The sequence below is a fragment of the Ensifer adhaerens genome, assembly GCF_002940685.1.
GTDB lineage: Bacteria > Pseudomonadota > Alphaproteobacteria > Rhizobiales > Rhizobiaceae > Ensifer > Ensifer adhaerens_E.
The window spans coordinates 85551-112163 of sequence record NZ_PNFP01000020.1 but is presented as its reverse complement, the minus strand read 5'-3'; the positions used below and the strand labels follow the sequence as shown (position 1 = coordinate 112163).

General features: G+C 63.6%; 18 protein-coding genes. 8 read left to right on the top strand and 10 right to left on the bottom strand.

Annotated features, from left to right (window positions below):
* Positions 1-249: 249 nt before the first annotated feature.
* Both C1A35_RS30430 and C1A35_RS30425 read left to right on the top strand, forming a co-directional pair.
* On the top strand, positions 250-5043 hold the full coding sequence (locus tag C1A35_RS30430; protein ID WP_104667974.1) for an NAD-glutamate dehydrogenase: 4794 nt from the start codon (positions 250-252) through the stop codon (positions 5041-5043).
* Positions 5044-5170: 127 nt separating this feature from the next.
* Entirely contained in the window at positions 5171-6598 is a 1428-nt protein-coding gene (locus C1A35_RS30425) for an MFS transporter (protein WP_104667973.1), read from the top strand.
* 39 nt (positions 6599-6637) lie between these two features.
* Here the strand turns inward: C1A35_RS30425 and purH are convergent, their stop codons facing one another.
* From purH to htpX, 4 genes are all read right to left on the bottom strand, one after another.
* A complete protein-coding gene (gene purH, locus C1A35_RS30420; protein ID WP_104667972.1) occupies positions 6638-8248 on the bottom strand; it encodes a bifunctional phosphoribosylaminoimidazolecarboxamide formyltransferase/IMP cyclohydrolase in 1611 nt (536 codons plus the stop codon).
* Between the two features lie 203 nt (positions 8249-8451).
* Positions 8452-10137 carry a heparinase II/III family protein gene (locus C1A35_RS30415; RefSeq protein WP_104667971.1) on the bottom strand — a complete coding sequence of 562 codons (1686 nt, stop codon included), beginning with the start codon at positions 10135-10137 and terminating at the stop codon, positions 8452-8454.
* Between the two features lie 213 nt (positions 10138-10350).
* Entirely contained in the window at positions 10351-11763 is a 1413-nt protein-coding gene (locus C1A35_RS30410) for an RsmB/NOP family class I SAM-dependent RNA methyltransferase (protein ID WP_104667970.1), read from the bottom strand.
* Positions 11763-12722 (bottom strand): zinc metalloprotease HtpX, encoded by a 960-nt coding sequence (gene htpX / locus C1A35_RS30405; RefSeq protein ID WP_104667969.1) that lies wholly within the window; start codon positions 12720-12722, stop codon positions 11763-11765. Before htpX ends, C1A35_RS30410 begins: the two co-directional genes overlap by 1 nt.
* Positions 12723-12848: 126 nt before the next feature.
* On the opposite strand from htpX, the gene C1A35_RS30400 reads away from it, so the two are divergent.
* Entirely contained in the window at positions 12849-13049 is a 201-nt protein-coding gene (locus C1A35_RS30400) for a DUF1674 domain-containing protein (RefSeq protein WP_104667968.1), read from the top strand.
* Positions 13050-13200: 151 nt separating this feature from the next.
* Here C1A35_RS30400 and acs read toward each other — a convergent pair whose 3' ends face one another.
* A complete protein-coding gene (acs, locus tag C1A35_RS30395; protein WP_104667967.1) occupies positions 13201-15150 on the bottom strand; it encodes an acetate--CoA ligase in 1950 nt (649 codons plus the stop codon).
* Positions 15151-15377: 227 nt separating this feature from the next.
* Here acs and C1A35_RS30390 point away from each other — a divergent pair, with 227 nt between their 5' ends.
* Positions 15378-16079: a DUF1013 domain-containing protein gene (locus C1A35_RS30390; protein WP_104667966.1), complete on the top strand. Its 702-nt coding sequence runs from the start codon at positions 15378-15380 to the stop codon at positions 16077-16079.
* Positions 16080-16142: 63 nt separating this feature from the next.
* Here the strand turns inward: C1A35_RS30390 and C1A35_RS30385 are convergent, their stop codons facing one another.
* Positions 16143-16529, bottom strand: a complete 387-nt coding sequence (locus C1A35_RS30385; RefSeq protein WP_104667965.1) for an ectoine synthase — start codon at positions 16527-16529, stop codon at positions 16143-16145.
* A 138-nt stretch (positions 16530-16667) separates the two neighbouring features.
* On the opposite strand from C1A35_RS30385, the gene C1A35_RS30380 reads away from it, so the two are divergent.
* Entirely contained in the window at positions 16668-17555 is an 888-nt protein-coding gene (locus C1A35_RS30380; protein ID WP_104667964.1) for a LysR substrate-binding domain-containing protein, read from the top strand.
* An 18-nt stretch (positions 17556-17573) separates the two neighbouring features.
* Here C1A35_RS30380 and C1A35_RS30375 read toward each other — a convergent pair whose 3' ends face one another.
* Together C1A35_RS30375 and C1A35_RS30370 are read right to left on the bottom strand one after the other, a co-directional pair.
* Positions 17574-19481, bottom strand: a complete 1908-nt coding sequence (locus C1A35_RS30375) for a propionyl-CoA synthetase (RefSeq protein WP_104667963.1) — start codon at positions 19479-19481, stop codon at positions 17574-17576.
* A 112-nt stretch (positions 19482-19593) separates the two neighbouring features.
* On the bottom strand, positions 19594-20253 hold the full coding sequence (locus tag C1A35_RS30370) for a YggS family pyridoxal phosphate-dependent enzyme (protein ID WP_104667962.1): 660 nt from the start codon (positions 20251-20253) through the stop codon (positions 19594-19596).
* A 225-nt stretch (positions 20254-20478) separates the two neighbouring features.
* On the opposite strand from C1A35_RS30370, the gene leuS reads away from it, so the two are divergent.
* Genes leuS through holA form a run of 3 tightly spaced genes read left to right on the top strand, consistent with a single transcriptional unit; the run spans position 20479 to position 24663 of the window.
* Positions 20479-23106, top strand: a complete 2628-nt coding sequence (gene leuS, locus C1A35_RS30365) for a leucine--tRNA ligase (protein ID WP_104667961.1) — start codon at positions 20479-20481, stop codon at positions 23104-23106.
* Positions 23093-23617, top strand: coding sequence for an LPS assembly lipoprotein LptE (locus tag C1A35_RS30360; RefSeq protein ID WP_104667960.1), 525 nt, complete (start codon positions 23093-23095; stop codon positions 23615-23617). The genes leuS and C1A35_RS30360 overlap by 14 nt, the downstream gene beginning before the upstream one ends.
* 11 nt (positions 23618-23628) lie before the next feature.
* Positions 23629-24663 carry a DNA polymerase III subunit delta gene (gene holA, locus C1A35_RS30355; protein WP_104667959.1) on the top strand — a complete coding sequence of 345 codons (1035 nt, stop codon included), beginning with the start codon at positions 23629-23631 and terminating at the stop codon, positions 24661-24663.
* Positions 24664-24879: 216 nt separating this feature from the next.
* Here the strand turns inward: holA and C1A35_RS30350 are convergent, their stop codons facing one another.
* Positions 24880-25770, bottom strand: a complete 891-nt coding sequence (locus C1A35_RS30350; RefSeq protein WP_104667958.1) for a ParB/RepB/Spo0J family partition protein — start codon at positions 25768-25770, stop codon at positions 24880-24882.
* 35 nt (positions 25771-25805) lie between these two features.
* On the bottom strand, positions 25806-26600 hold the full coding sequence (locus tag C1A35_RS30345) for a ParA family protein (protein WP_104667957.1): 795 nt from the start codon (positions 26598-26600) through the stop codon (positions 25806-25808).
* Between the last annotated feature and the right edge of the window lie 13 nt (positions 26601-26613).

Sequence of the window (26613 nt, the reverse complement as noted above, 5' to 3'; positions counted from 1 at the left end):
ACCCGACTGTCACCGCCCTGTCAACAGGCGATGGCAGAGAGGCTCCGTGGAAGCCTCTGGCGTTTTCGTGCTTTTTCTTCGATTTTCGAGCAATTTTCGCGAAATTACCTTCGATTTAAATGGATTTAAGCTGTTTTCACGTGAAATTCTCCGATTTTGGGCTCGATTTTGCCGAAATCGGCGTAAAAAGCGGTCGCCATTAGCCATGGTTCTGATAGGGTTTGGCCTATCATGAATGGGAGAGACTTCATGGGCGTGAAATACAATCCGAAGCGGGACAGACACATCGACGCAGCGAAGGCGGCCGCCATCAAACTGGGCGTCGAGGCGCTGGCGCCGGAGATCCTCTTCGGTGGGGCCAGCAACGACGACCTCGATCTCTATTCGGCGGACATGCTGGCGCTGACCGCAGCCCATGCGGCTCGTGAACTCGCCCGCTGGGATGGCGGCAAGCCGCAGGTTTCGGTCGAAACCGTCGCCGGTGTGGCGCCAGGCGGAACCGACGTGTCGATCATTGCGGTCACCGAACACAACATGCCGTTCCTCTACGATTCGGTCATGGGCGAAATCACCAGCACCCATCGTGACATTCACCTCGCGATCCATCCGATCCTGGTGCAGGAACCGGGCAAGGCCGCCAAGCTCTTCGATCCGGAAGAGGAAAGCGACCCGGCGCACCGCGTCAGCCATATCCAGATCCACCTGACGAAGCTCGCCCCCCTGGAGGCCGAACAGCTCAGCAACCGCATTCGCGACGTGCTCGAGCAGGTGCACCAGGCCGTGCACGACTGGCCGGCGATGACGGCGCTGCTTGACCATGCCATGCAGGATCTCGAAGCCTACAATGCGTCGCGCAAGAAGAGCGACCGCGACGAGGCACTCGCTTTCCTTCGCTGGCTGCGCGACAACAACTTCACCTTCCTCGGCATGCGCGAGTACACCTATTCCGGCAAGGGCGGGAAGGCGACGGTTGAGCGCGGCAAGGGCAGGGGCCTCGGCATCCTCTCCAATCCTGATGTGCGCGTCCTGCGCCAGGGCAAGGACGCGGTGCTGACCACGCCCGAAATCCTCGCCTTCCTTGACGGCCCGGATTTCCTGATCGTCACCAAGGCCAATGTGAAGTCGGTCGTGCACCGCCGCGCCTACATGGACTATATCGGCGTCAAGCGCTTCGATGCCGACGGCAATGTCGCCGGCGAACTGCGCATCGTCGGCCTGTTCACCTCTTCGGCCTATACCCGCCAGGCGGCTGAAATTCCGCTGTTGCGCCACAAGATCGAGAAGATCGTCGACCATTTCGGCTACGACCCGCAGAGCCATTCCGGCAAGATGCTGGACAACACGCTCGAATCCTATCCGCGCGACGACCTGTTCCAGATCGATGTCGGCCTGCTTGCCGCCTTCTGCGAGCAGATCAACGAGCTCGGCGACCGGCCGCGCATCCGCGTGCTGCCGCGCATCGACCATTTCGACCGCTTCGTCTCGGTCATCGTCTTCGTGCCGCGCGAGCAGTATGATTCGGATGTGCGCGAGAAGATCGGCGACTACCTGAGGACGGTCTACGACGGTCGCGTCTCCGCCTACTACCCGGCCTTCCCCGAAGGGGGCCTCGCCCGCGTCCACTTCATCATCGGCCGCTCTGCCGGCAAGACGCCGCGCATTCCGCAGGCCAAGCTCGAGGAAGCGGTTCGTGGCATCGTCACCCGCTGGATCGACCGGTTCGACCTGCTCGCCCGCAAGGACGGCATCGAACTCGACGTCGACAACGCCTACCAGTCGTTCTTCACGCCGGCGGAAGCCTATGCGGACCTCGCCGACATCGCCGCCTGCAAGGGCCCGGATCCGATCCGCATCGAGTTCTACAACTATCCGCGCGCCGTCTCGCGGCCGGACACCGCCGAACTCAAGATCTTCCACGCCAGCGAACCCGTGTCGCTGTCGCGCCGCGTACCGCTGCTCGAAAACCTCGGCTTCCGGGTCATCAGCGAACAGACCTACGACATCGGCGTCAACGCTCATGGCGAAGAGAAGCGCAAGGTCGTGCTGCACGACATGGAGCTGATCCATCGCGATGGCCTTGCACTGAACCTCGAAAAATCCGGCCCGGCGCTGGAAGAGGCGTTCCTCGCTGCCTGGAACGGCACGATCGAGGACGACAACTTCAATCGGCTGATCCTGCTTGCGGGCCTCAATGCCCGCGAAGTGACGGTGCTGCGCGCCTATGCCCGCTATCTGCGCCAGGCCGGCATCACCTATTCGCAAGGCTATATCGCCGACACGCTGAACAAGTATCCGGCGATTGCTGCCGATATCTTCAAGCTGTTCGTGACCCGCATGGATCCGAAGCTTGAGGACAAGCCGCGCGCCAAGAAGTGCAACGTGCTGCTGTCGGCGATCGAGGACGCGCTGTCGGCCGTTCCGAGCCTCGACGAGGACCGGATTCTGCGCCGCTACGTCAACGCCATCGAAGCGACGCTCCGGACCAACTACTTCCAGCACGACGCCGACGGCAAGCCGCGCGCGGTTCTCGCCTTCAAGCTGGACCCGAAGGCACTCGACGGCCTGCCGGAACCGCACCCGTTCCGCGAAATCTTCGTCTATGGCACCGAAGTCGAGGGCGTGCACCTGCGCTTCGGCAAGGTCGCCCGCGGCGGCCTTCGCTGGTCGGACCGTGCCCAGGACTACCGCACGGAAGTGCTCGGCCTCGTCAAGGCCCAGCAGGTCAAGAACGCCGTCATCGTGCCGGTCGGCGCCAAGGGCGGCTTCTATCCGAAGCTGCTTCCGGTGGGCGGCACCCGCGACGAAGTGTTCAAGGCCGGCACCGAAGCCTACAAGACCTTCATCCGCACGCTTCTGTCGGTCACCGACAACATCGTCGGCCAGGACGTCGTGCCGCCGGCCGACACGCAGCGCCATGACGGCGACGACCCCTACTTCGTCGTTGCTGCCGACAAGGGCACCGCGACCTTCTCCGACACCGCCAACGGCCTAGCGCAGGAAGCGGGCTTCTGGCTCGACGACGCCTTCGCATCGGGTGGTTCGGCCGGTTACGACCACAAGAAGATGGGCATTACCGCCCGCGGCGCCTGGGAAACCGTCAAGCGCCACTTCCGCGAGATGGACACCGACATCCAGACGACGCCCTTCACCGTCGCCGGCGTCGGCGACATGTCGGGTGACGTCTTCGGCAACGGCATGCTTCTCTCCGAGAAGATCCGCCTGATCGCCGCCTTCGACCATCGCGACATCTTCATCGATCCGAATCCGGATATCGAAGCCTCCTTTGCCGAGCGCAAGCGCATGTTCGCGCTGCCGCGTTCGAGCTGGCAGGACTACGACCGCAAGACGCTGTCGGACGGCGCGATGATCATCTCGCGTGCCGAAAAGTCGGTGACCTTGACACTTGAGGCGATGACCGCCATCGGCCTCGACAAGCCGAAAGCGACACCCTTCGAGATCATGAACGCGATCCTGAAGAGCCAGGTCGATCTGCTCTGGTTCGGCGGCATCGGCACCTATGTGCGCGGCAGCTCCGAAACGGACGCCGAAGTCGGTGACCGCGCCAACGATGCGATCCGCGTCACGGCAGAAGAGGTCCGTGCCCGCGTCATCGGCGAGGGCGCCAACCTCGGCGTTACCCAGAAGGGCCGCATCGGCTTCGGCCTCAATGGCGGCCGCTGCAACTCGGACGCTATCGACAACTCGGCGGGCGTCAATTCCTCCGACGTCGAGGTCAACATCAAGATCGCGCTTGCGTCCGCCATGCGCGATGGTCGTCTGACCCGTCCGAAGCGCAACACGCTGCTCGCCTCGATGACCGAGGAAGTGGGCCACCTGGTGCTGCGCAACAACTACGAGCAGTCGCTGGCGATCTCGCTGACCGCGATGCAAGGGCTCGGCAACCGCACGACGCTTGGCCGGCTCATGACCCGGCTCGAGGCCGACGGCCATCTCAACCGCAAGGTCGAGACGCTGCCAACCGACCAGGCGATGACCGAGCGCTACCAGGCGGGCAAGCCCCTGACTCGCGCGGAAATCGGCGTGCTGCTCTCCTACTCCAAGCTCGTCCTCTTCGATGAGCTGATTGCGAGCGAGCTGCCCGACGATCCGTACTTCACGGCAACGCTTGAGCGTTACTTCCCGGCAAAGATGCGCAAGTCCTATGCCGGCGACATCCACGGCCATCGCCTGCGCCGCGAAATCATCGCGACGATCCTCGCCAACGAGGTCATCAACCGCGGCGGTCCGGCCTTCGTCTCGACCCTGACGGATGCCACAGGCTTCCTCTCGGCCGACGTCGTCAAGGCGGCCGTGCTGGCGCTCGACGGCTTCGACCTGCCGCGGATCTATGACGAGATCGACGCGCTCGACAACAGAATCGGCGGCGGCCTGCAGAACATCCTCTACCAGGAAGTCGGCCGCATCTTCACGCTCGTCACCGAGCGGGCGCTGCGCACCCATGCAGCAACCGGCTCGGTTTCCGAGGCCGTATCGCGCCTGGGCGACGGCCTGCAGAAGCTGCGAGCGACCATGCGGACCGCGGTCTCCGGCGAGAGCGCCGAAGAAGCCCGGCTGAAGACGGCAGCCTTCGTCGAGGGCGGCGTTCCCGCCAAGCTTGCCGAAGAGATTTCGGAACTGGCGTTGATGACGCTGGTGCCCGAGATCATGCAGATCGCCACGGAGACCGGCGAGACCCTGAGCCGCACGGCACAGGGCTACTTCGCCGTCACCGACACGCTTCGCATCAACCGCCTGCTGGCCGCTTCCGATCGCGTCCCGGCAACCGAGCAGTTCGAGGCGATGGCGCTCTCGCGCGCCGTATCCGATATCGCGGCCGCACGCCGGGATATCACCGCGGCAGCGCTGCGCGAGCAGAAGAAGGAGCGCAATCCGGTTGCCGCCTGGGAAGAGAGCGAACGGGTCCGCGTCGCCCAGGCGACCGGCCAGCTGCGCCTCCTGACCGAAAAGGGCGAAACGACGCTCGCGAAGATCACCGTCGCTGCCGGTCTCCTCAACGACCTGGCACGCGGCAGGGCGAAGTAACGGACAAAGGTGCGGGCAGTTTTTTCGCCCGCATCCGTTTCCAGACCTTTTGGAATCGGTTCAATTGAAGATAGGCTGCGCCGCGCGTTCGAGGGGACGCGCGGCGCAGTCGTTTCGGGAGGGGACCTTGCAGATTTCGGCCGAGAGGACTGAACACCAACCACGCACGTCCCGTGCGGGCATTGCCGGCTGGATGCTGTTCGACTGGGCGGCGCAACCCTTCTTCACGGTCATCACCACGTTCATCTTCGGTCCCTATTTCGTCTCCAGGCTGACCGAGGATCACGCGCTCGGCCAGGCGATGTGGGGTTATACGCTCACCGTTTCCGGCGTCATCATCGCCGTACTTTCGCCGGTGCTCGGTTCGATCGCCGATGCCACCGGGCCACGCAAACCCTGGATTGCCTTCTTCGCGGTCATCAAGATCGTATCGCTGGCCATGCTCTGGTTCGCGGCCCCTGGCTCGCCGATCCTCTATCCTGCGATCTTCATGATCCTCGCGACGGTCGCCGCCGAGTTCTCGATCGTTTTCAACGATTCGATGATGCCCCGTCTCGTGCCGGAGAAGGACGTGGGGCGCATTTCCAACATCGCCTGGGGGCTCGGCTACCTCGGCGGCATGATCGTGCTGATCGCCGTCGTCGCCTTGCTGGCCGGCAGTCCGGCAGACGGCGAGACGGCGGCCGGCATCGCCCCGCTGTTCGGGCTCGATCCGGCACAAGGAGAGGATGCGCGCATCACCGGCCCGATCTCGGCCGTCTGGTACCTCGTCTTCATCCTGCCGATGTTTGTCTTCACCCCCGATGCCAGCAAGGCGGCGATGTCCCTCGGGAAGGCGACGGTCACGGGTCTCAGGGAACTGAAAGGCACGCTCGGCGAACTCCGCGAAAGGCGCGGCATCCTGCGCTTCCTGATCGCGCGCATGATCTTCCAGGATGGCGTCAACGGCCTCCTGGCGCTGGGCGGCACGTTCGCGGCGGCGATGTTCGCGTGGCAGACGCTGGAGCTTGGCGTCTACGGCATCATTCTCAACGTTGTCGCGATCGGCGGCTGCCTCTGCGCCAGTTGGCTCGATGCCCATCTCGGCTCCAAGACGATCGTCACCGCCAGCCTGATCTGCCTGACGATCGCCACGATCGGTATCGTCTCCACCGGTCCGGGCTTCACGCTGTTCGGGCTGATGCCGCTGTCGACAGCGGACAGCGGCGGCCTGTTCGGCACGGCGGCCGAGAAGGCCTATATCCTCTACGGCCTTTTGGTCGGCGTCGCCTTCGGCCCGGTGCAGGCCTCCTCGCGCTCCTATCTCGCCCGCAGCGTCAGCCTCGACGAGGCCGGCCGCTACTTCGGTCTCTATGCGCTGTCCGGCCGCGCGACGTCGTTCCTTGCCCCCGCGTCGGTCGCCACGATCACCCTTGCCACCGGCTCGGCTCGTATCGGCATGATGGCGCTCATCGCTTTCCTGGTCGTCGGCCTCATCATCCTGCTGCGCACGCCCTATCCGGCGGATGATGGCCGCAAAAAAGCCGCCGCATCCTTCGGACGCGACGGCTTCTGATCAGATTTCCAAAAGACGGCCGCGCGGGCTATCGGTGATTTAGTGGCGGAAATGACGCATGCCGGTGAAGACCATGGCAACGCCATGCTCGTCGGCCGCGGCAATCACCTCTTCGTCGCGCATCGAGCCGCCCGGCTGGATGACGGCGGTGGCACCGGCGGCAATCGCCGAAAGCAGACCGTCGGCAAAGGGCAGGAAGGCTTCGGAGGCAACTGCGGAACCCTTGGTGAGCGGCGTGGCGAGACCAAGCGCCTTTGCCGCTTCCTCGGCCTTGATCGCCGCGATGCGAGCGGAATCGACGCGGCTCATCTGGCCGGCGCCGATACCTGCCGTCTGGCCGTCCTTGGCGTAGACGATGGCGTTCGACTTCACATGCTTGGCCACCTTGAAGGCGAACTTCATGTCTTCCAGTTCCTGGGCCGTCGGTGCGCGCTTGGTGACGACCTTCAGTTCGAGATCCTCGACCATGCCGTTGTCGCGCGTCTGCACCAGCAGGCCGCCCGAGACGGTCTTGGCGGCAAGGCCGGGGATGCGCGGATCCGGCAGGCCGCCGGTCGCAAGCAGGCGCAGGTTCGGCTTGCGGGCAATCACCGCCTTTGCCGCGTCGCTGACAGCAGGAGCGATGATCACTTCGGTGAAGAGCTTGACGATTTCTTCGGCCGTTTCCGCGTCGAGTTCCTGGTTGAGGGCGATGATGCCGCCGAAGGCCGAAGTGGAATCGCAGGCGAGCGCCCGGCGATAGGCTTCGGCAAGCGTCGGTGCAGTGGCAACGCCGCAGGGGTTGGCATGCTTGATGATGGCGACCGCCGGTGCCTTCTCCGGCAGGAACTCGCCGACGAGTTCGAAGGCGGCATCCGTGTCGTTGATGTTGTTGTAGGAGAGCTGCTTGCCCTGAAGCAGCGTCGCCGTGGCAACACCCGGGCGGTTCTCGCCGGTCAGGTAGAAACCGGCCTTCTGGTGCGGGTTCTCACCATAGCGCATCTCTTCCTTCAAGACGCCGCCGATGACCCGGTGGCGCGGCATCGGGGTGTCGAGCGCCTCGGCAAACCAATTGGAGATGGCAGCGTCGTAGGCGGCGGTGCGGGCATAGGCCTTGGCGGCCATCTTCTGGCGGAAGGCATAGGTGGTCTTGCCGGAGGCAAGCTCTTCCAGAAGCACCGGATAGTCGGCCGGATCGGTGACGATCGTCACATAGGCGTGGTTCTTGGCCGAGGCGCGGATCATCGCAGGGCCACCGATGTCGATGTTTTCGACCGTCGTCGGGTAGTCGCCGCCCTGGGCGCGGACTTCCTCGAAGGGATAGAGATTGATGATCGCGAGATCGATCGCTGTGATGCCGTGGGTCGACATGGCCGCGACGTGCTCGGCATCGTCGCGGATCGCCAAGAGGCCGCCGTGAACGCCCGGATGCAGTGTCTTCACGCGGCCGTCCATGACCTCGGGAAAGCCGGTCAGCTCGGAAACGTCGCTCACGGGCAGGCCGGCCTCAGAGAGTGCCTTGTGCGTGCCACCCGTGGAAACGAGCCGGATGCCCTTTTCGTGAAGGGCGCGCGCAAGCTCGACGACACCCGTCTTGTCGGAGACGGAGAGGAGGGCGGTGCGGACCGGAACCTCGTTCGGGGCGGGGATTTTCTTGGAGGCGACAGCCACAACCATGCTCCTTTGGCGGCGCCGGACGCCACGGGGAGGAAGCTCCGGCGGTTGAGATGGCTGCCCGTTAGCATAGCTTGCCGGGCGAAGGAACCTCGCCGGGCCCGAAGATCGCGATGAATTTGGATCGGATCGATCCAAATTCATCGATGCGCGCGTTCCGGAAACGCGGGCGGAAATCTCCAGGCACCTTTACAAGCAGCTCAGTTGGCGCGCGAAAACGTCCACTGGATCTCCGGCTGGCGCGCGATCGCAAAGGTCACGGTCACCTGCGACGAGGCTCTGATACCGGAGGGATCGGCAAAAAAGATATCCTCCTCGACGGCGAGTTCGCCGTCCTGGCAGGCAAACAGCCAGATCTCACCGTCCGGCGCCGTCAGGAAGATCTCGCGCGCGCTGTTCTGGCGAATGGCGACCGCAGGGTGGATGTGGAAACGCGCAACGGCGACCGCCGTATCGCCTTCCTCCGGGTCGCTGCCGTCGGCACGTGACAGCCGATCGCGACCACGGATCATCCGCCCGCCGTTCAGGACACCGATGCCACGCTCGTGCACCAGGCCGAAGGCGGCGAGATAGCCGTCGTGACTGGCCGTCACCGACTCGAGCCCACCGGGCTCGTCCTTGCGGTTCGCCGTCACTTGCCTGACGCCCGACGTCATGATCGGCCCGAGAAAGCGCGAATGGGAGAAACGCGATGACGAGGTGTCGTTGACCGTCACGGTCGAATGCGCAGCCGTCATCCGCGCCATCTGGCGGAACCGCTCCCCGGCAAACTTCGGCGCACCCGAATTGACGACGAAGCGCGTCTTGCCCGAGGACATTTCGAAAGACAGGCAGCCGGCGTGGGCGCTGCGCGACAGGTCGACGGAAAGCGGCCGGCCGGTATCCATGATGACGACGGTGTTTTCCATCGCCAGGCGTTCGTAGTGGGCGTGCGGCAGAGAGCGGAAGGGCTCGCCGGCCGTCTCGTCATAGCGCAGCACCGAGGCCAACTCGTGCGCCAGCACCGAGGTGGCGCCGTTGAACAGCGCCAGCTCCCCGCCCTGATGCCGGAAGAAGCGCAGGGCCGGGTACATCCGGTCGATGCACGGGATCAGGCGCGACGGCACGTCGTGGCCGAGATTGACGTAGGTCTGACGCAGCGGCAGCAGGTCGAGCAGCAGTTCGAGGCCGGCGCGCGGACTGCGCGAGAAGTGGCTGCCGTCGGGCAGGATCTGCCGGTCGAGCTCGAGGTCGAGGTGGCGCGATGCCTTGCGAATGGCGCTGGGCGATGCGGGCATGGACACCGACGCCATGGCAAGCGCCAGCCGCACCCGAAGCCTCTGCTCGCCGTCGCGCACCGTATCGGCGATATGCCTGAGATAGCGCACCTGCAGCGCGAGGCTCTTCAGGAAGCGGCGATAGAAACCATGCTCGGCGTTCCGCAGCACGACGGGAGAATGGGACAGCCAGGCGATGATGCGTTGCGCCATGATGTCCGCGTCCCAGGCGATGCCGCCGAGATCGCGCCCATGGGTACCGATCCAGTCGTCGACGATCTGCCGCAGCCGGACGAAGCCCGCATCCTCACGGATCGCCCTGAGGTGCCGCAGCCAGCCGAACGAATGCAGCCGGGCCGCAAATTCGCGCGACGGCAGATCGATCTCGAACGGCGACTCGCCTTCCGTGTCGAGCACGCGGCCGGCAAGCGGAAAACGCCCGGCGAGAATCTCTTCGGCGACAAAGGGATCGACGGCCCTGAGGTCCGTCGGCGCAACGATCAGGCGATTGGGGGTGGAGCCGGTAAAGCGCAGGGTGGAGACGCGCCCGATCGACAGGCGACGCGACACGCGGCGCCAGCCTTCACGCATATACAGGTAAGAAAGCCTTCGCCTGCCGGAAAACAACATCAACGCCGCCGGTTACCTCATTTCTGGCACGATCGCTCACGTCATCGGAGCGGGCCAGGTCCTCGCGCCAGCGTCCGCATGGTGACGCGAAGACCATTAAACTTTTATCAATCCTGCCATCTTTGATAGGCTTCCCGGTCGAAAGCGTCAAATGACGCGGCAGAACAGGGCCTTGAGGCCCGGTCCCGACCGCTGAAATCCGGGTTGGCGCCGCTATTTGCGGCGAATCACCGCCGCGTAGAAACCATCGAGACCGCTCGAAAAGGGTGCATCGAGCGGTAGCATGGCCGGCGTCGTCCGCATTTCGCCAAGCGGCGTGATCGCATCCTCGAGCCCCGGCCAATCCGCAGCCGAAATCGGCACCCGCTCGTAAGTATCGCCGGAACCGATGACTCGGGTAACGACCTCTTCGCCTTCGCGCGGGTCAAGCGAGCAATTGGAAAAGACGACCGTGCCGCCGGGCTTGACCACCGTCAGCGCATGACGGAGCAGCCGCTCCTGCAGGTCGGCGAGCTTTTCAATGTCCTCCGGTCCCTTGGTCCACAATACATCAGGGTGACGCCGTGTCGTACCGGTCGAGGAGCAGGGGGCGTCGAGCAGGGCGGCATCGAACAGCGCCTCCGGTTCGAAGTCCGCCATGTTGACTTCCCTGGTCTCGGCCTCGAGCCCCAGGCGCTTGAGATTGCCCTTCAGCCGGCGCAATCGGCTGCCGGACTGATCGAGCGCCGTGACTTCGGCGCCGGCGAGGATGAGCTGGGCCGTCTTGCCGCCCGGTGCGGCGCAGAGATCGACGGTCCGCTTGCCCTTGAGGTCGGCGAACAGCCGCGCCGGGATCGATGCGGCCGCGTCCTGGACCCACCAGGCGCCATCATCGAATCCGGCTAAGGAAGGGATGGAGCCGGAGAATGCGCCGAGCCGCACGGAGCCCGTCGGCAAGACTACGCCACCGAGCCGCTCGGCCCAGGCCGCCGGCTCGGACTTGACGGAGAGATCGATGGCCGCCGGCGTCAGCTGCGCCTCGGCGATCTTCTCAGCCGCCGCTGCGCCGTAGTGGGCAATGAGGCGCTCGAAGAACCATTCCGGCATCGCCGGAATATGCCGCGTGCTTTCGAGGATCGCTTCCTTCTCACGGGACAGGCGCCGAAGCACGGCGTTCACGAGATTGGCAAAACGACGGTTGCGCGGATCGTTCTGCGCCTGTTCGACGGCGAGATCGACGGCGGAATGATCCGGCACGTCGAGATAGAGGATCTGTGCTGCCGCCACGGCAAGAACATGTTCCAGCGCGCGTGCGCCCTCCGGCAAGGGCGTCTGCAGCAGCGAACCAATCGCCGCCTGCACGCGCGGAAGATGGCGGAGGGCGGAATTGAGTATTGCCCGAACCAGGGCGCGGTCGGCCTCGTTGAGCTCGCGATAGGCGGGGTTGCCGTGCTCGCTGTCGAGCATGCCGTCGAGGGACGTCTTGCGGTCGACGACGGCGCCAAGGATCTTTGCGGCGGCCTGGCGTGCCCTCAGGCCCGGCTTTTCCGGACCGCGGGGCGCCGGGGCGGGCTTCTTCGACTTTGCTGCGGCGCCGTTGCGGTGCGATCGTTTCGGACGTGAATCGTTGTTGTTTTCTGCAGACATCAGGACCAGGGACCTTTGGGCGGTTCGGAACCACCGCGACCCCAACCGGTAGAGGGCACAGAGCGCGATTTGCGCACGGGATTATCAGCACGAACCGGCGGCGTCGAGGCCGAAGACATCTCCTGCGCCATCTGCTGCAGGGCCGCGATGCGGTTTTCGGTGTTCGGATGGGTCGAGAACAGGTTGTCCATGCGCTCGCCGGAGAGCGGATTGATGATGAACATGTGCGCCGTGGCCGGATTGCGTTCCGCATCGTCATTGTGGATCTGATGCGCCGCACCGGCGATCTTCTGCAGGGCCGAGGCGAGCGCCAGGGGCTTGCCGCAAATCTCTGCGCCGCGACGGTCGGCCGAGTATTCGCGCGTCCGGCTGATCGCCATCTGCACCAGCATCGCCGCCATCGGCGCCACGATCATCGCCACCAGCGTGCCGATGAAGCCGAGCGGATTGTTGTTTTCACGGTTGCCGCTGAAGAAGAAGGCAAAGTTGCCGAGCATCGAGATCGCGCCGGCAAGCGTCGCCGTCAGCGTCATCGTCAAGGTGTCGCGGTTCTGCACGTGGGCGAGTTCATGCGCCATGACGCCGGCGACTTCGTCATAGTTGAGCGCGTGAAGCAGGCCGGTCGAGGCGGCAACCGCGGCGTTCTCCGGATTGCGGCCGGTGGCAAACGCGTTCGGCTGCGGGCTGTCGATCACATAGACGCGCGGCATCGGCAGGCCGGCATCGCGCGCGAGATCACGCACGATGCCATAGTATTCCGGCGCGCTGCGCTCATCGACCTCCTGCGCGCGATACATGCGCAGCACCATCTTGTCGGAGTTCCAGTACGAAAAGAAGTTCATGCCCGCGGCCATGACGAAGGCGATCATCATGCCGCCACGTCCGCCAATGGCAAAGCCGACCGCCATGAACAGGGCGGTCATGACTGCAAGCAGCATGGCAGTGCGGACAAGGTTCATCAGAAGGCTCCGGGTCGTCGACGTTTCACGTGAATCAGGGTTCCCGTCCGGGGAACGGCATCCTATATGATGGGTGCAAACACCCAATTCTTCAATATTTGATGCTCGAATCCGGATACCGTTCAGATGCAGAACGACAATGACAACGCGATTGACCGCCCCAGGAAGCCGCTGCCGCCCGCCGCCCTTCGGGCGTTGAAGGAAGCGGAAGAGCGGCGTCAGGCGGCGGTCAAGAAGGAACTGCCGCCGGAGACCGGCGGGCGCGGCGGCGAAGATCCGGCCCGCTACGGCGACTGGGAGATCAAGGGCCGGGCGATCGACTTCTAAGGTCCAGGTCTGGCGACAACCTCTTAACTCCGCGATCTGAATCCGGCTCACGAAGTGGCCGGGTGCCGGAAGCCGCTGTCGCGCAGCGTTCACCCTCGGCGCGGAGCGAAGGATTGCCGCGCGCCCGAGGGACGCGCGGCAGCTTTCAGGATCAGGCCTTGTTCTGGCGGTTGGCGATGAGGTCGTCGACGACAGCCGGATCGGCGAGCGTCGAGGTATCGCCGAGCGCACCGAAATCGTCCTCGGCAATCTTGCGCAGGATGCGGCGCATGATCTTGCCCGAACGGGTCTTCGGCAGGCCCGGAGCGAACTGGATCTTGTCGGGCGTAGCGATCGGTCCGATTTCCGAACGGACGTGTTTGACCAGGGCCGCCCGCAGTTCGTCGTTTCCGATTTCGCCGGCCATCAGCGAGACATAGCAATAGATGCCCTGGCCCTTGATCGGATGCGGATAACCGACGACGGCCGCTTCCGAGACGAGGTGATGGGACACGAGTGCCGATTCGACTTCGGCCGTGCCGAGACGGTGGCCGGAAACGTTCAAGACGTCGTCGACGCGGCCGGTGATCCAGTAGTAGCCGTCCTCGTCGCGGCGGCAGCCGTCACCGGTGAAATACTTGCCCTTGTAGGTGGCAAAGTAGGTCTGGCCGAAGCGCGCATGGTCGCCGTAGATCGTGCGCATCTGGCCCGGCCAGCTATCGGTGATGCAAAGATTGCCGTCGGCAGCGCCCTCGAGCACGTTGCCTTCATTGTCGACGAGCTGCGGCTGAACGCCGAAGAACGGCCGTGTTGCCGACCCGGGTTTCAGATCGGTCGCCCCCGGCAGCGGCGTGATCAGGATGCCGCCGGTCTCCGTCTGCCACCAGGTATCGACGATCGGCGATTTCTGCTCGCCGACGACGTTGTAATACCACTCCCAGGCTTCCGGGTTGATCGGCTCCCCCACCGAACCGAGCAGGCGCAGCGACGAACGCGACGAGCGCTTGACGAAATCGTCACCGGCACCCATCAGCGAACGGATCGCCGTCGGCGCCGTGTAGAAGACGTTGACCTTGTGCTTGTCGACGACTTCCCAGAAACGCCCGGCATCCGGGAAATTCGGAACGCCCTCGAACATGACGGTCGTCGCCGCATTCGCGAGCGGACCGTAGACGATGTAGGAGTGACCGGTGACCCAGCCGACGTCCGCCGTGCACCAGTAGACCTCGCCGTCGCGGTAGTCGAAGACATATTCGTGCGTCATCGACGCATAGACGAGGTAACCGCCGGTCGTGTGCAGCACGCCCTTCGGCTTGCCGGTCGAGCCCGAGGTGTAGAGGATGAACAGCGGATCCTCCGCCTTCATCTTCGCCGGCTCGCAATGCGGCTTCACGGTGGCGATTTCCTGGTGGTACCAGAGGTCGCGGCCCGGTGCCCAGGCGGTCTTGCCGCCGGTGCGGCGCACGACGAGAACCTTGTTGACGATGACATGCTGCTTGGCGGCGATATCGATCGCCGTATCGGTGTTTTCCTTCAGCGGTACCGGCTTGCCGCCGCGCACGCCCTCGTCACAGGTGATGACGAAGGTGCTTTCGCAGTCGACGATACGGCCAGCTAGCGCATCCGGCGAGAAGCCGCCGAAGACGACCGAGTGAATGGCGCCGATGCGGGCGCAGGCGAGCATCGCATAGGCCGCTTCCGGGATCATCGGCATGTAGATGGTGACGCGATCGCCCTTCTTGACGCCGTGCTTCTTCAGGACGTTGGCCAGGCGGCAAACCTGCTCGTAGAGCTGGTTGTAGGTGATCTTCTTGTCGATATAGGGATTGTCGCCTTCCCAGATGATGGCGGTCTTTTCGCCATGCGTCTTCAGGTGGCGGTCGATACAGTTGTAGGAGACGTTGGTCAGGCCGTCTTCGTACCACTTGATCGAGACCTTGCCCTTGAAGGAGGTGTTCTTGACCTTGGTGTAGGGCTTGAACCAGTCGATCCGCTTGCCGTGCTTGCCCCAGAACTTCGCCGGGTCCGAAACGCTCTCCTCGTACCACTTCAGGTAAGTGGCGTTATCAAGCAGCGTCCGGCTCTTGGCAGACTTCAACACCGGATAGATCTTGGCGGACATATTTTCCTCCCTACGCATTCCTAGTGCGGTTCGCCCCTCCTAGGGCGACCCCGTTTCGCGGACATTCATAGCAGGTCAAATGCCCGCCGCAATTAGACAAAAGGACATTTGGAACTGAAGAATTGCAATTTAGCGACAACGACGGTATAGAGGCCCACATTTCCCGGAAATCAGTGGTAGACTCCACGGCCCGCGACACCGGCGCGGCGGACAAAAGGACTATATCCATGGCTCAGCAACTGCTTATGCCCAAGGCGACCGCCGTCTGGCTGGTTGACAATACCGCGCTGTCCTTCGACCAGATCGCGCAGTTCTGCAAGCTGCACCCGCTCGAAGTGAAGGCGATCGCCGACGGTGAATCCGCACAGGGCATCAAGGGCCTCGACCCGATTGCGACCGGCCAGCTTTCGCGCGACGAAATCGCCCGCGCCGAAGGCAACCCGAACCACAAGCTGAAGCTGTCCGAGCCGAAGGTTCGCGTTCCCGATAGCAAGCGCAAGGGCCCGCGCTACACACCGGTTTCGAAGCGCCAGGATCGCCCCAACGCCATTCTGTGGCTGGTGCGCAACCATGCGGAACTCAAGGACGCGCAGATTTCGCGCCTCGTCGGCACCACCAAGTCGACGATCGAGCAAATCCGCGAACGCACCCACTGGAACTCCGCCAACCTGACGCCGATGGATCCGGTGACCCTCGGCCTCTGCTCGCAGATCGACCTCGACCTCGAAGTCGAACGCGCCTCCAAGGGCCGCCCGCTGCCGACGGCTGCCGAACTCGGCCAGACGCTGGAATCGGCCCAAGAAACCGAAAAGCTGGGCTTCAGCTACGAGCGCGAGGAAGAGAAGGAAATCGACGCCGATGCCGTCTTCGCCAAGCTCAAGTCGCTGAAGTCGGACCGCAAGGACGAGGACGAAGACGATCAGTACTGATCGCCGTCCAACCCGATGAAAAAAGCCCGGATCACCGATCCGGGCTTTTTTGTTGGTCGGTTCTTAGTAGGCCGAACCGGATGGATCATTGAGGTTGTGGCGCTCGGTCCCTTTAAGCGGCGGATTGAAGATGCTGACGAGGATCAGGTCCTCGTCCTTGCCGCCGCGCAAGAAATGCCTGTCGTGCTGGTCGAGCACGTAGATGTCACCCTTGTTGATCGGGAAGACCTTGCCCTGCATGTCCTCGACCTCGCCATGGCCGGCGATGCAGTAGCAGGCCTCGAGATGGTTGCGATACTCGAGCAGCGACACCGTGCCGGCGCGCACCACCGTGTGGCAGACGGTGAAACCCATGCCGTCCCTCTCGGTCAGCAGGCGGTGGCTGGTGCCGCTGCCCCATTCGACGAAATGATCGGTGGCTTCGATATCCTGCAGGCTGCGCACGAACATGGGTGTCTCCATCTGTAAGAAATTCTAATGTTAACGGATGGGCCCTCTCGGCCTATCCTGTAATGGGTCCAGTATTTGTTGACATCAACGGCCGATCAAACGACGATTGCTCAGCGAATAGATGAGGAAAACTTACACATGACGTTGCCACCGCTCGGCATGCTTCGCGCCTTCGAAGCGGCGGCGCGTCTGGCGAGTTTCTCGCGTGCCGCAGACGAACTGCACGTGACGCATGCGGCCGTCAGCCATCAGATCCGCCTGCTTGAGGAGTGGTTCGGCCGGCCATTGTTCGTGCGGGAGAAGCGTGGCGTGAGACTGGCGCCGGAAGCGGAGACCCTGGCCGCGCTGCTGACATCGGCCTTCGAGCGCATCGCCGCGGAAACGGAGTTGCTGCGGCTGAATGCCAAGGCGCAGATCAGCGTTGCCTGTATTCCCTCGATCGCCACCCGCTGGCTGATACCGGCGCTCGGCGATTTTGTCGGCAGCCACCCCGAAGTCGACGTCAAGGTCGTCTACGCCATGGCCGAACAGCGATTGCGCGAAACCGGCTGCGATATCCTGATCACGCTCGGCGCCGACCCGACCGGAGGGATCCGGTCGGATCCGTTGTTCTCACGCATCAATCGCCCCGTTGCCAGTCCGCGCTACCTGGAACGGAAAGGCGAACTAAACGGTGCGCAGGCGATCGCCTCCGCCGATCTGCTGCACGACGAGACGGTGTCACGCTGGCGCGATTGGTTCGCAAGGGCAGGGGTGGCAGCCGGACAAACACTGCGGGGTCCCATCTTCCAGGACTTCAATCTGCTCGCCACGGCCGTCATCGCCGGCCACGGCGTCGCCCTTTGCCCGGTCGAGGTCTTCCGCCGCGAAATCGAGAGCGGAGACCTGTTGATCCTGTCCGATATCGCCACCCTCGAAGAGGAAAGCTACTTCCTCATAACCAAGTCCACACGCACGAAGGCGGTATCGGCTTTCAGCGACTGGTTCGTGTCCGTCGTCAAAAGCCGCGATGGCGCATTATCGTAAGCCGGCTCACAAAATCTGCTAGATCCCGATGCCACGCCCATGCAGGGCCACGGTGATTTCATCGAGAATGACCGGATCATCGATCGTCGCCGGCATTTTCCAGGGTTGGCGGTCGGCGATCTTCTGGATCGTCGCCCGCAGGATCTTGCCCGATCGCGTCTTCGGCAGCCGCTTGACGCAGATTGCCAGCCGGAAAGCTGCAACCGGTCCGATGCGCTCGCGCACGAGACTGATGACCTCGCGTTCGATCTCCGACGTTTCACGGGAAACATTGGAGTTGATGACGAGGAAGCCGGCCGGAACCTGGCCCTTCAGATCGTCGGCAATGCCGATCACGGCACATTCGGCGACATCGGGATGGCTGGCGCAAACCTCCTCCATCGCACCGGTCGACAGCCGATGGCCGGCGACGTTGATGATGTCGTCCGTCCGCGCCATGATGAAGATGTAGCCGTCCTCGTCGAGATAGCCGGCGTCCGCCGTCTTGTAGTAGCCCGGAAACTCCTCGAGATAGGCGGCGCGAAACCGATGATCGGCGTTCCAGAGCGTCGGCAGGCAGCCCGGCGGCAGCGGCAGTTTCACCACCACATTGCCGAGCGTGCCCGCACCAACCGGGTGCCCGGCGTCGTCGAGAATCTGCACGTCGTAGCCCGGAAGCGGAACGGCCGGCGAGCCGTATTTCACCGGCAGGAGCCCAAGGCCCATCGGATTTCCCGCCACGGGCCATCCGGTTTCCGTCTGCCACCAGTGATCGATGACGGGCACGCCGAGCGCCCTTTCGGCCCATTGGATCGTATCGGGGTCCGCCCGTTCGCCGGCAAGGAACAGGGCGCGGAATTTTGACAGGTCGTACCGGCGAACATGCGACGCTTCCGGATCCTCCTTGCGGATCGCTCTCAAGGCCGTCGGTGCGGTGAACATTACCGCGACGCCGTGCTCGGCGATGATACGCCAATAGGTGCCGGGATCGGGCGTGCCGACCGGCTTGCCTTCAAACAGGATCGAAGTGCTGCCGTTCAAAAGCGGGCCATAGACGATGTAGGAATGGCCGACGACCCAGCCGATGTCCGACGCCGCCCAGAACACCTCGCCCGGCTGCACGCCGAAGAAATTCTCCATCGACCACTTGAGCGCGACCATATGGCCGCCATTGTCACGCACCACGCCCTTGGGCTGGCCGGTCGTGCCTGATGTGTAGAGCACATAGAGCGGATCGGTTGAGGCGACCGGCGTACAGCCGACCGTTTCTCCCGCCTGCTTGGCCGCCGCCAGCGCCGCAGCGAAATCGATGTCGCGTCCTTCGGTCATGGCGGCATGCGCCATCTCGCGTTGGAAGACGAGGCAATGGTTCGGCTTGTGGGTCGCGATTTCGAGCGCCTGATCGAGCAGCGGCTTGTAGGCGACGGTGCGACCTGGCTCGATGCCGCAGCTTGCGGACACGATGAGCTTGGCCTGGCAATCGTCGATGCGCACGGCCAGTTCGTTGGCGGCAAAACCGCCGAAGACAACGGAATGCACGGCGCCGATGCGCGCGGCTGCGAGCATGGCGACGGCCGCCTGCGGGATCATCGGCATGTAGATGATGATGCGGTCACCCCTGCCGACACCGAGCTTGCGATAGACGGCGGCCAATGCGGCCACATCGGAGAGCAGGGACGTATAGGAAATGCGCTCGATCCGCCCGGTGACGGGGCTGTCATAGATGAAGGCAATCTGCTCGCCACGGCCCGCCGCCACATGGCGATCCAGGCAATTGTAGCAGGTATTGGTCATGCCGCCGGCAAACCAGTGCCCGTAAATGCCGGCGTCCGCATCAAAGGCGCGTGCCGGTCCTTCGAACCAGTCGATCGCATTGGCTGCATTTGACCAGAAACTCTGCGGGTCGGCTTTCCAGCCCGCGTACACGTCGGCATAGCGACTCGCCATGTCCGTTCCTCCCTGCGCATGTTGCCGGACATGTCCGGCCTCCTCGTGCACAAGGATAGGCTAATGGGAGACGAGGGGAACCCCGACGAAAGCGGTATGTGACGAAGCGACGTTATCGCGTACCGAAAATGGCCGAACCGACGCGAACGCCGGTGGCGCCGAACTGGATGGCCGTTTCGAAATCGCCGGACATGCCCATCGAAAGTTTCTCGAGCTTGCAGGCAGCCGCAAGCTTGGCGAGCAGGGCGAAATGCGGGCCGGGATTTTCTTCGACCGGCGGGATGCACATCAGCCCCTCGATCGAAAGGCCAAGTTCGTCGCGGCAGAGATCGACGAAGGCGACCGTCTCCCCCGGCGGGATGCCGGCTTTCTGCGGTTCAAGGCCGGTATTCACCTGCACATAGAGCCTGACGTTGCGGCCCTGCTTCTGCATTTCCGCGGCAAGCGCGCGGGCAATCTTCTCGCGATCGACGGTTTCGATGACGTCGAACAGGGCAACGGCTTCCGCCGCCTTGTTCGACTGCAGCGGGCCGATCAGGTGGAGTTCGAGGCCGGATGTCTCCGCCTTCAACTCCGGCCACTTGCCTTGGGCTTCCTGCACACGGTTTTCGCCGAAGACCCGTTGGCCCGCCGCAATCACCAGGCGGACGGCATCGGCGTCGAAGGTCTTGGATACCGCGACCAGTGTGACGGCGCTCTTGGCGCGATCGGCAGACTTCTCCGCCGCCTGAATCCGGCTCACGACATCCTGCAACCGCTCTTGAACTTCCATGGACCTGCTCTCCGACAAGGGGATTTCCAAACCACTGACCGAGCGGCTTAGGCAAAGTTGAGCCGGTTGCCAAGGCCGCCGCCACACGGAGCGGCTCAAATCCGCCAAAGTGTCGCGGCAAACCCTTCAAAAACTTGACCGTCAGGCGGTTTCGTGGTGAAGGTCACCCCAACTATCATGAGGGCGCCCCTATGCGCCGCAGAACTTCCGGAACATCGAAAAGACATGTCTAGCGAACGATACAATCCGCGGGATGCCGAGCCCCGTTGGCAGCAGGAATGGGAAAAGAACGAGGTCTTCCAGACCGAGAACGATGATCCGCGCGAAAAGTACTACGTGCTCGAGATGTTCCCCTATCCGTCGGGCCGCATCCATATGGGCCACGTGCGCAACTACACGATGGGCGACGTGGTGGCGCGCTACAAGCGCGCCCGCGGCTTCAACGTGCTGCACCCGATGGGCTGGGACGCCTTCGGCATGCCGGCCGAAAACGCCGCCATGGAACGCGGCGTGCATCCGGCAAGCTGGACCTATCAGAACATCGCCTCGATGAAGGCACAGCTGAAGGTCATGGGCCTGTCGCTCGACTGGAACCGCGAGTTCGCGACCTGCGACCCCGCCTATTACCAGCGCCAGCAGCACCTGTTCCTGGACTTCCTGGAGAAGGGCCTCGTCTATCGCAAGCAGTCCAAGGTCAACTGGGACCCGGTCGACAACACCGTGCTTGCCAACGAGCAGGTGATCGACGGCCGCGGCTGGCGCTCGGGCGCGCTGGTCGAACAGCGCGAACTGACGCAATGGTTCTTCCGCATCACCGACTTCAGCCAGGAACTGCTCGATGCGCTCGACACGCTCGACCAGTGGCCGGAAAAAGTGCGCCTGATGCAGAAGAACTGGATCGGCCGCTCGGAAGGTCTGTCGCTGCGGTGGGAACTGGTTGAAGGCACTGCCGGCGACGCGACCGAGCTCACGGTTTACACGACCCGTCCGGACACGCTCTTCGGCGCCTCGTTCCTCGCGATTGCCGCGGACCATCCGCTGGCAAGGCAGGTGGCAGCAACCAATCCTGAGGTCGACGCCTTCTGCGACGAATGCCGGCGCGCCGGCACGTCGCTTGCCGCGCTGGAAACCGCAGAGAAGAAGGGCATCGACACCGGCATCCGCGCCAAGCACCCGCTCGACCCGAGCTGGGAGCTGCCGGTCTATGTCGCAAACTTCGTGCTGATGGACTACGGCACGGGCGCCATCTTCGGCTGCCCCTCCGGCGACCAGCGCGACCTCGACTTCGCCCGCAAATACGATCTGGCGGTCGTGCCGGTCGTCATGCCGAAGGACGGCGATGCCGCGACCTTTGCCATCGGCGACGAGGCCTATATCGGCGACGGCGTGATGATCAATTCGCGTTTCCTCGACGGCCTTTCGACCGAAGAGGCTTTCGAGACAGTCGCCTCGAAGCTCGAAAAGGAAACGCTCGACGGCGCGCCGCGTGCCGAGCGCAAGGTCAACTTCCGCCTGCGCGACTGGGGCATTTCGCGCCAGCGCTACTGGGGCTGCCCGATCCCGGTCATCCATTGCGATGACTGCGGCGTCGTGCCGGTTCCGAAGGCCGACCTTCCGGTCGTGCTGCCGCCGGATGTCACCTTCGACAAGCCGGGCAATCCGCTCGACCGCCATCCGACCTGGCGCCACGTTGCCTGCCCGCATTGCGGCAAGGACGCGCGCCGCGAGACGGACACGATGGACACCTTCGTCGATTCGTCCTGGTATTTCACGCGCTTCACCGCGCCCTGGGAAGACAACCCGACCGATCCCAAGGTCGCCAACCGCTGGCTGCCGGTCGACCAGTATATCGGCGGTATCGAGCATGCGATCCTGCACCTGCTCTATTCGCGCTTCTTCACCCGCGCGATGAAGGAGACCGGCCATGTCGCCATCGACGAGCCGTTCAAGGGTCTCTTCACCCAGGGCATGGTCGTGCATGAGACCTACAGCCGCGGCGAGGGCGCCCAGCGCGAATGGGTGACCCCAGCCGAGATCCGCATCGAGGAGATCGACGGGCGCCGCCGCGCGACGCTCATCGAGACCGGCGAGGACATCACCATCGGCTCGATCGAGAAGATGTCGAAGTCGAAGAAGAACGTCGTCGATCCCGATGACATCATCGCGTCCTACGGCGCCGATACCGCCCGCTTCTTCGTGCTCTCCGACTCGCCGCCGGATCGAGACGTCATCTGGTCCGAAGCCGGCGTCGAAGGATCCCATCGCTTCGTGCAGCGCGTCTGGCGTCTGATCGGTGAAGCGGCCGAAAAGCTGCGCGCGATCGACGCCGCACCGGCGCTCGAGGGCGAAGCCCTCGCGGTGTCTCAGGCGGCGCACAAGACGCTGCGCGCCGTCGAGGCGGACTACGACAAGCTCGCCTTCAACAAGGCCGTGGCGCGCATCTATGAGCTCGTGAACACGCTTGCCGCACCGCTGACCCAGGTTGCCGCCGGCAAGGCTGACGCGGCGCTGGCAAGCGCGGTGAAGGACGCTACGACGATCCTGATCGACCTGATCGCGCCGATGATGCCGCACCTCGCCGAGGAATGCTGGCGCGAAATCGGCGGCGAAGGGCTGATCGCGGAACGCGGCTGGCCGGCCTTCAATCCGGCGTTGGTCGTCGAGAACGAAATCACCCTGCCGGTGCAGATCAACGGCAAGAAGCGCGCCGATTTGACAATCGCCCGCGATGCGGATCAGAGTGCGATCGAAAGCGCCGTCCTGGCGCTCGATGCCGTCAAGTCCGCGCTCAACGGCAGCAGCCCCAAGAAAATCATCGTCGTGCCCCAGAGGATCGTCAATGTCGTTGTCTGATAGAGCTGGTTTCCGTATCCGGTCGATTCCGGTGCTGGCTGGCGTGCTCCTGTTGACCGCGCTCGTCGGCTGCCAGGTCAGGCCGCTCTACTCCGACGCCGTCGGCACCTCGACCGCACTGGCGGCGATCGAGATTTCCGAAGCCGACGACCGTGTCGAGCAGGAAGTGCGCAATGCACTGATCTTCCTGGCCGCAGGTGGCCAGGGCGAGCCCGTGAACCCGCAGTATCATCTGGCGCTCAACGTCACGCACCGCTCGATGGGCGTGCTCTACGACCAGGCCAAGGACCGTGCCGGCGCCGGCCGTATTGTCGTCAAGGCGGACTATAACCTGACGAAGATCGGTACGGGCGAGACCGTCAAGTCCGGCAACCGTACCGCGGTTGCGCTCGTCGACTTCCCGGTCCAGGAATTTGCCAAGGTGCGCGCTGTCCGCGATGGCGAAAACCGCGCGGCCAAGGAGCTGGCCGAACTGATCCGGGCCGACATCGCCGCGGCTCTCAGCCGCTAACCGGTGTCGGCATGAGCGAGGTCAAGTCGCACGAGTTCGACTCCTTCCTCCAGAAGTCCGCCGGGGTCTACCGGCTTTTCATCCTCTACGGGCCCGACCGCGGGCTCGTCTCCGAGCGTGCCTCTTCCATCGCCGCCCGTTGCGGCGTGCCGCTCGACGATCCCTTTTCCCTGCTGAAGCTCGACGTCAGCGAACTGACGCAGTCGCCCGGCCGGCTGCTCGACGAGGTCAATTCGATCGGTCTGTTCGGCGGAGAAAAGCTCGTCTGGGTCCGTGGTGCGGCCAACGAAAAGCCCTTGGTCGACGCGCTGCAGATCCTTTCCTCCGAGCCACCGAGCGGAAGCTATGTGATCGTCGAGGCGGGCGACCTGAAGAAGGGCGCAGCGCTTCGCAAGCTCGGCGAAAGCGCACGGTCGGTCGCCTGCATCGCCTGCTACAGCGATGATGTGCGCAGCCTGCAGGCGCTGATAGACAAGGAACTTGGTGACGAGAAACTCGGCATCAGCCCTCCGGCGCGGCAGCGGCTCCTGGAGGCACTCGGCGGCGATCGCCTGGCCTCGCGAAATGAGCTGCGCAAACTTGCACTCTACTGCCGTGGCAAGTCGACGGTCGATGAAGAGGACGTACTCGATATCGTTGGTGATGCCAGTGCGATCTCCGTGGACGACGCTGTCGATGCCGTGCTGAAGGGCGATCTCGACGGCTTGCTGCATGCCATGCAGAAGATCACCACCTCCAAGACGCCGGCCTTTCTGGTGCTTCAGGCCTGCCTGCGCCAGTTTCAGCAGCTCGACGTGATGCGGGCCGAAATGGATTCGAGCCGCCAGCAGGCGGGGCAGGTGATCGCGATGCTCGGGCGTGGCCTGCATTTTCGCCGCAAGCCGATCGTCGAGGCAGCCCTGAAACATTGGTCGAGCCCGGCCATCCGCCGCGAACTCAACCGTCTGCAGACGACCATCTTTCAAAGCCGCAGCCGCGCGAGCCTGGAAGAAAGCCTGGTGCTGCAGAACCTGATGGCGATCGCGGTGCAGTCGGCCCGCCGCTGACTTGTTTTGCCAGGATCGTCTCCGTGTTAGCCGCCTGGCGTTCGAGTTCCGCCGACAGGTTCAAGGCGTGTTCGCCGGAGACGGACGGATACGTCCAAATCAACGGCCGAGATTCAGAGGCGTCCAGAAGACATCATTATATCAGATGATTAGGCGCGCCGCTCCACGGGGGCGACGCGCCATCGGTAGTCGAACGAGAAATCTTACAGGGACGCCTTAGCGCCGCTCGAGCAGCCGGCAGATTTCTTCAAGCTGGTCCAGCGTCTTGTAAGCGATGCGCAGATGGCCACCGGACGCCTTGTGGTTCACACTCACCTCAAGCCCGAGGCTATCGGACAACGTGCGCTCGAGCGCCAGCGTATCCGCATCCTTCTCGTCGCGACGAGCGGTCTTGCCGTAGTTGGGATCGTTCTGCGCCCGGATATCGTTCTGCGCGATCCGCTCGGCGTCACGTACCGAAAGGCCCTTGGCGATGATCGTCCGGGCGAGGGTGGCTGGATCCGATGTTGGAATGAGCGCGCGCGCATGTCCGGCCGACAGCGTACCTTCCGACAGCATGTCGCGAACCGGCTCCGGCAGTTTGAGAAGACGCAGGCTGTTGGCGACGTGGCTTCGGCTTTTGCCGATGATTTCGCCGAGATCGTTCTGCGTATAGCCATGCTCTGCGATCAGCTGTTCATAGCCAAGCGCTTCGTCGAGCGGATTGAGATCCGAACGCTGAACGTTTTCGACGATGGCGATTTCGAGCGCCGTGCGATCGTCGACGTCACGAATGATAACAGGGATTTCAGTGAACCCGGCTAACTGTGCTGCCCGCCAGCGGCGCTCGCCGGCGATGATCTCGTAGCGATCAGCGCCGATCGTCCGGGCGACGACCGGTTGAACGATGCCATGCTGGCGGATCGAATTGGCAAGGTCCTGCAGTTCGGCCTCATCGAATTGCCGACGCGGGTTGCGTGGGTTGCGCGATACGAACTCGATCGGCACACGCCGATCCGGATTGACCGGGGCGGGGGCAGCAGCACCCGTCTGCAACGGCTGATCCATCTCGCCGATCAACGCGGCCAATCCGCGACCGAGCCGTCTCTTCGAGCTATCGTCGTTCATATCGTCACCCGAGTTAAATTTCGCTACCGAAATGATTATGCCGCCTTGCGCTGGCGCTCACGTTGAATGACTTCGGATGCCAGTTGCAGATAAGCCTGGCTGCCGGCGCATTTCAGGTCATAGAGGATCGCCGGCTTGCCATAGGATGGCGCTTCCGAAACGCGAACATTGCGCGGAATCAGCGTGTGGTAAACCTTGTCGCCGAGATGCGTCCGCACATCACTGACGACCTGTTGCGCCAGGTTGTTGCGGGAATCGAACATCGTCAGAACGATACCCTGGATGTCCAGGCTCGGGTTCACCGTCCGGCGAATCTGATCCACCGTCTCCAGCAGCTGACTCAAGCCCTCGAGCGCAAAGAACTCGCACTGCAGCGGCACGAGTACAGAATGGGCAGCCGCCATCGCATTCATCGTCAGCAAGTTGAACGACGGCGGGCAGTCGACGAGCACGTAGGAATACTCCATCGCAGCCGGGCTAACCAAGGCCTTGCGCAAACGAAAGACGCGATCCGCTTCCTGCGAAATCTCCATCTCGACACCAAGAAGGTCCATCGTCGACGGGATGATCGAAAGGTTGGGTACCGCGGTCTGCTGCGCGATCTCGCCGATTCCATGCGACCCCATCATCAGCTCGTAGGACGACAGGTTACGGTCACGGCGCTGGATGCCGAGCCCGGTGCTGGCGTTGCCCTGCGGGTCGAGGTCGATGATCAGAACGCGCTCGCCGATAGCCGCCAGTGCGGTTGCCAGATTGATAGCGGTCGTAGTCTTGCCGACGCCGCCCTTCTGGTTTGCGATTGTGATGATCCGGTTTTTGCCACCAAACATGTTTCCGCTCGCC

What these genes read in the sequence shown, in the direction of transcription:
- C1A35_RS30430 (WP_104667974.1), top strand. Translation starts at nt 250, where the DNA reads ATGGGCGTGAAATACAATCCGAAGCGGGACAGACACATCGACGCAGCG.
- C1A35_RS30415 (WP_104667971.1), bottom strand. Translation starts at nt 10,137, where the DNA reads ATGTTGTTTTCCGGCAGGCGAAGGCTTTCTTACCTGTATATGCGTGAA.
- C1A35_RS30410 (WP_104667970.1), bottom strand. Translation starts at nt 11,763, where the DNA reads ATGTCTGCAGAAAACAACAACGATTCACGTCCGAAACGATCGCACCGC.
- htpX (WP_104667969.1), bottom strand. Translation starts at nt 12,722, where the DNA reads ATGAACCTTGTCCGCACTGCCATGCTGCTTGCAGTCATGACCGCCCTG.
- C1A35_RS30400 (WP_104667968.1), top strand. Translation starts at nt 12,849, where the DNA reads ATGCAGAACGACAATGACAACGCGATTGACCGCCCCAGGAAGCCGCTG.
- acs (WP_104667967.1), bottom strand. Translation starts at nt 15,150, where the DNA reads ATGTCCGCCAAGATCTATCCGGTGTTGAAGTCTGCCAAGAGCCGGACG.
- C1A35_RS30390 (WP_104667966.1), top strand. Translation starts at nt 15,378, where the DNA reads ATGGCTCAGCAACTGCTTATGCCCAAGGCGACCGCCGTCTGGCTGGTT.
- C1A35_RS30385 (WP_104667965.1), bottom strand. Translation starts at nt 16,529, where the DNA reads ATGTTCGTGCGCAGCCTGCAGGATATCGAAGCCACCGATCATTTCGTC.
- C1A35_RS30380 (WP_104667964.1), top strand. Translation starts at nt 16,668, where the DNA reads ATGACGTTGCCACCGCTCGGCATGCTTCGCGCCTTCGAAGCGGCGGCG.
- C1A35_RS30375 (WP_104667963.1), bottom strand. Translation starts at nt 19,481, where the DNA reads ATGGCGAGTCGCTATGCCGACGTGTACGCGGGCTGGAAAGCCGACCCG.
- C1A35_RS30370 (WP_104667962.1), bottom strand. Translation starts at nt 20,253, where the DNA reads ATGGAAGTTCAAGAGCGGTTGCAGGATGTCGTGAGCCGGATTCAGGCG.
- leuS (WP_104667961.1), top strand. Translation starts at nt 20,479, where the DNA reads ATGTCTAGCGAACGATACAATCCGCGGGATGCCGAGCCCCGTTGGCAG.
- C1A35_RS30360 (WP_104667960.1), top strand. Translation starts at nt 23,093, where the DNA reads ATGTCGTTGTCTGATAGAGCTGGTTTCCGTATCCGGTCGATTCCGGTG.
- holA (WP_104667959.1), top strand. Translation starts at nt 23,629, where the DNA reads ATGAGCGAGGTCAAGTCGCACGAGTTCGACTCCTTCCTCCAGAAGTCC.
- C1A35_RS30350 (WP_104667958.1), bottom strand. Translation starts at nt 25,770, where the DNA reads ATGAACGACGATAGCTCGAAGAGACGGCTCGGTCGCGGATTGGCCGCG.
- C1A35_RS30345 (WP_104667957.1), bottom strand. Translation starts at nt 26,600, where the DNA reads ATGTTTGGTGGCAAAAACCGGATCATCACAATCGCAAACCAGAAGGGC.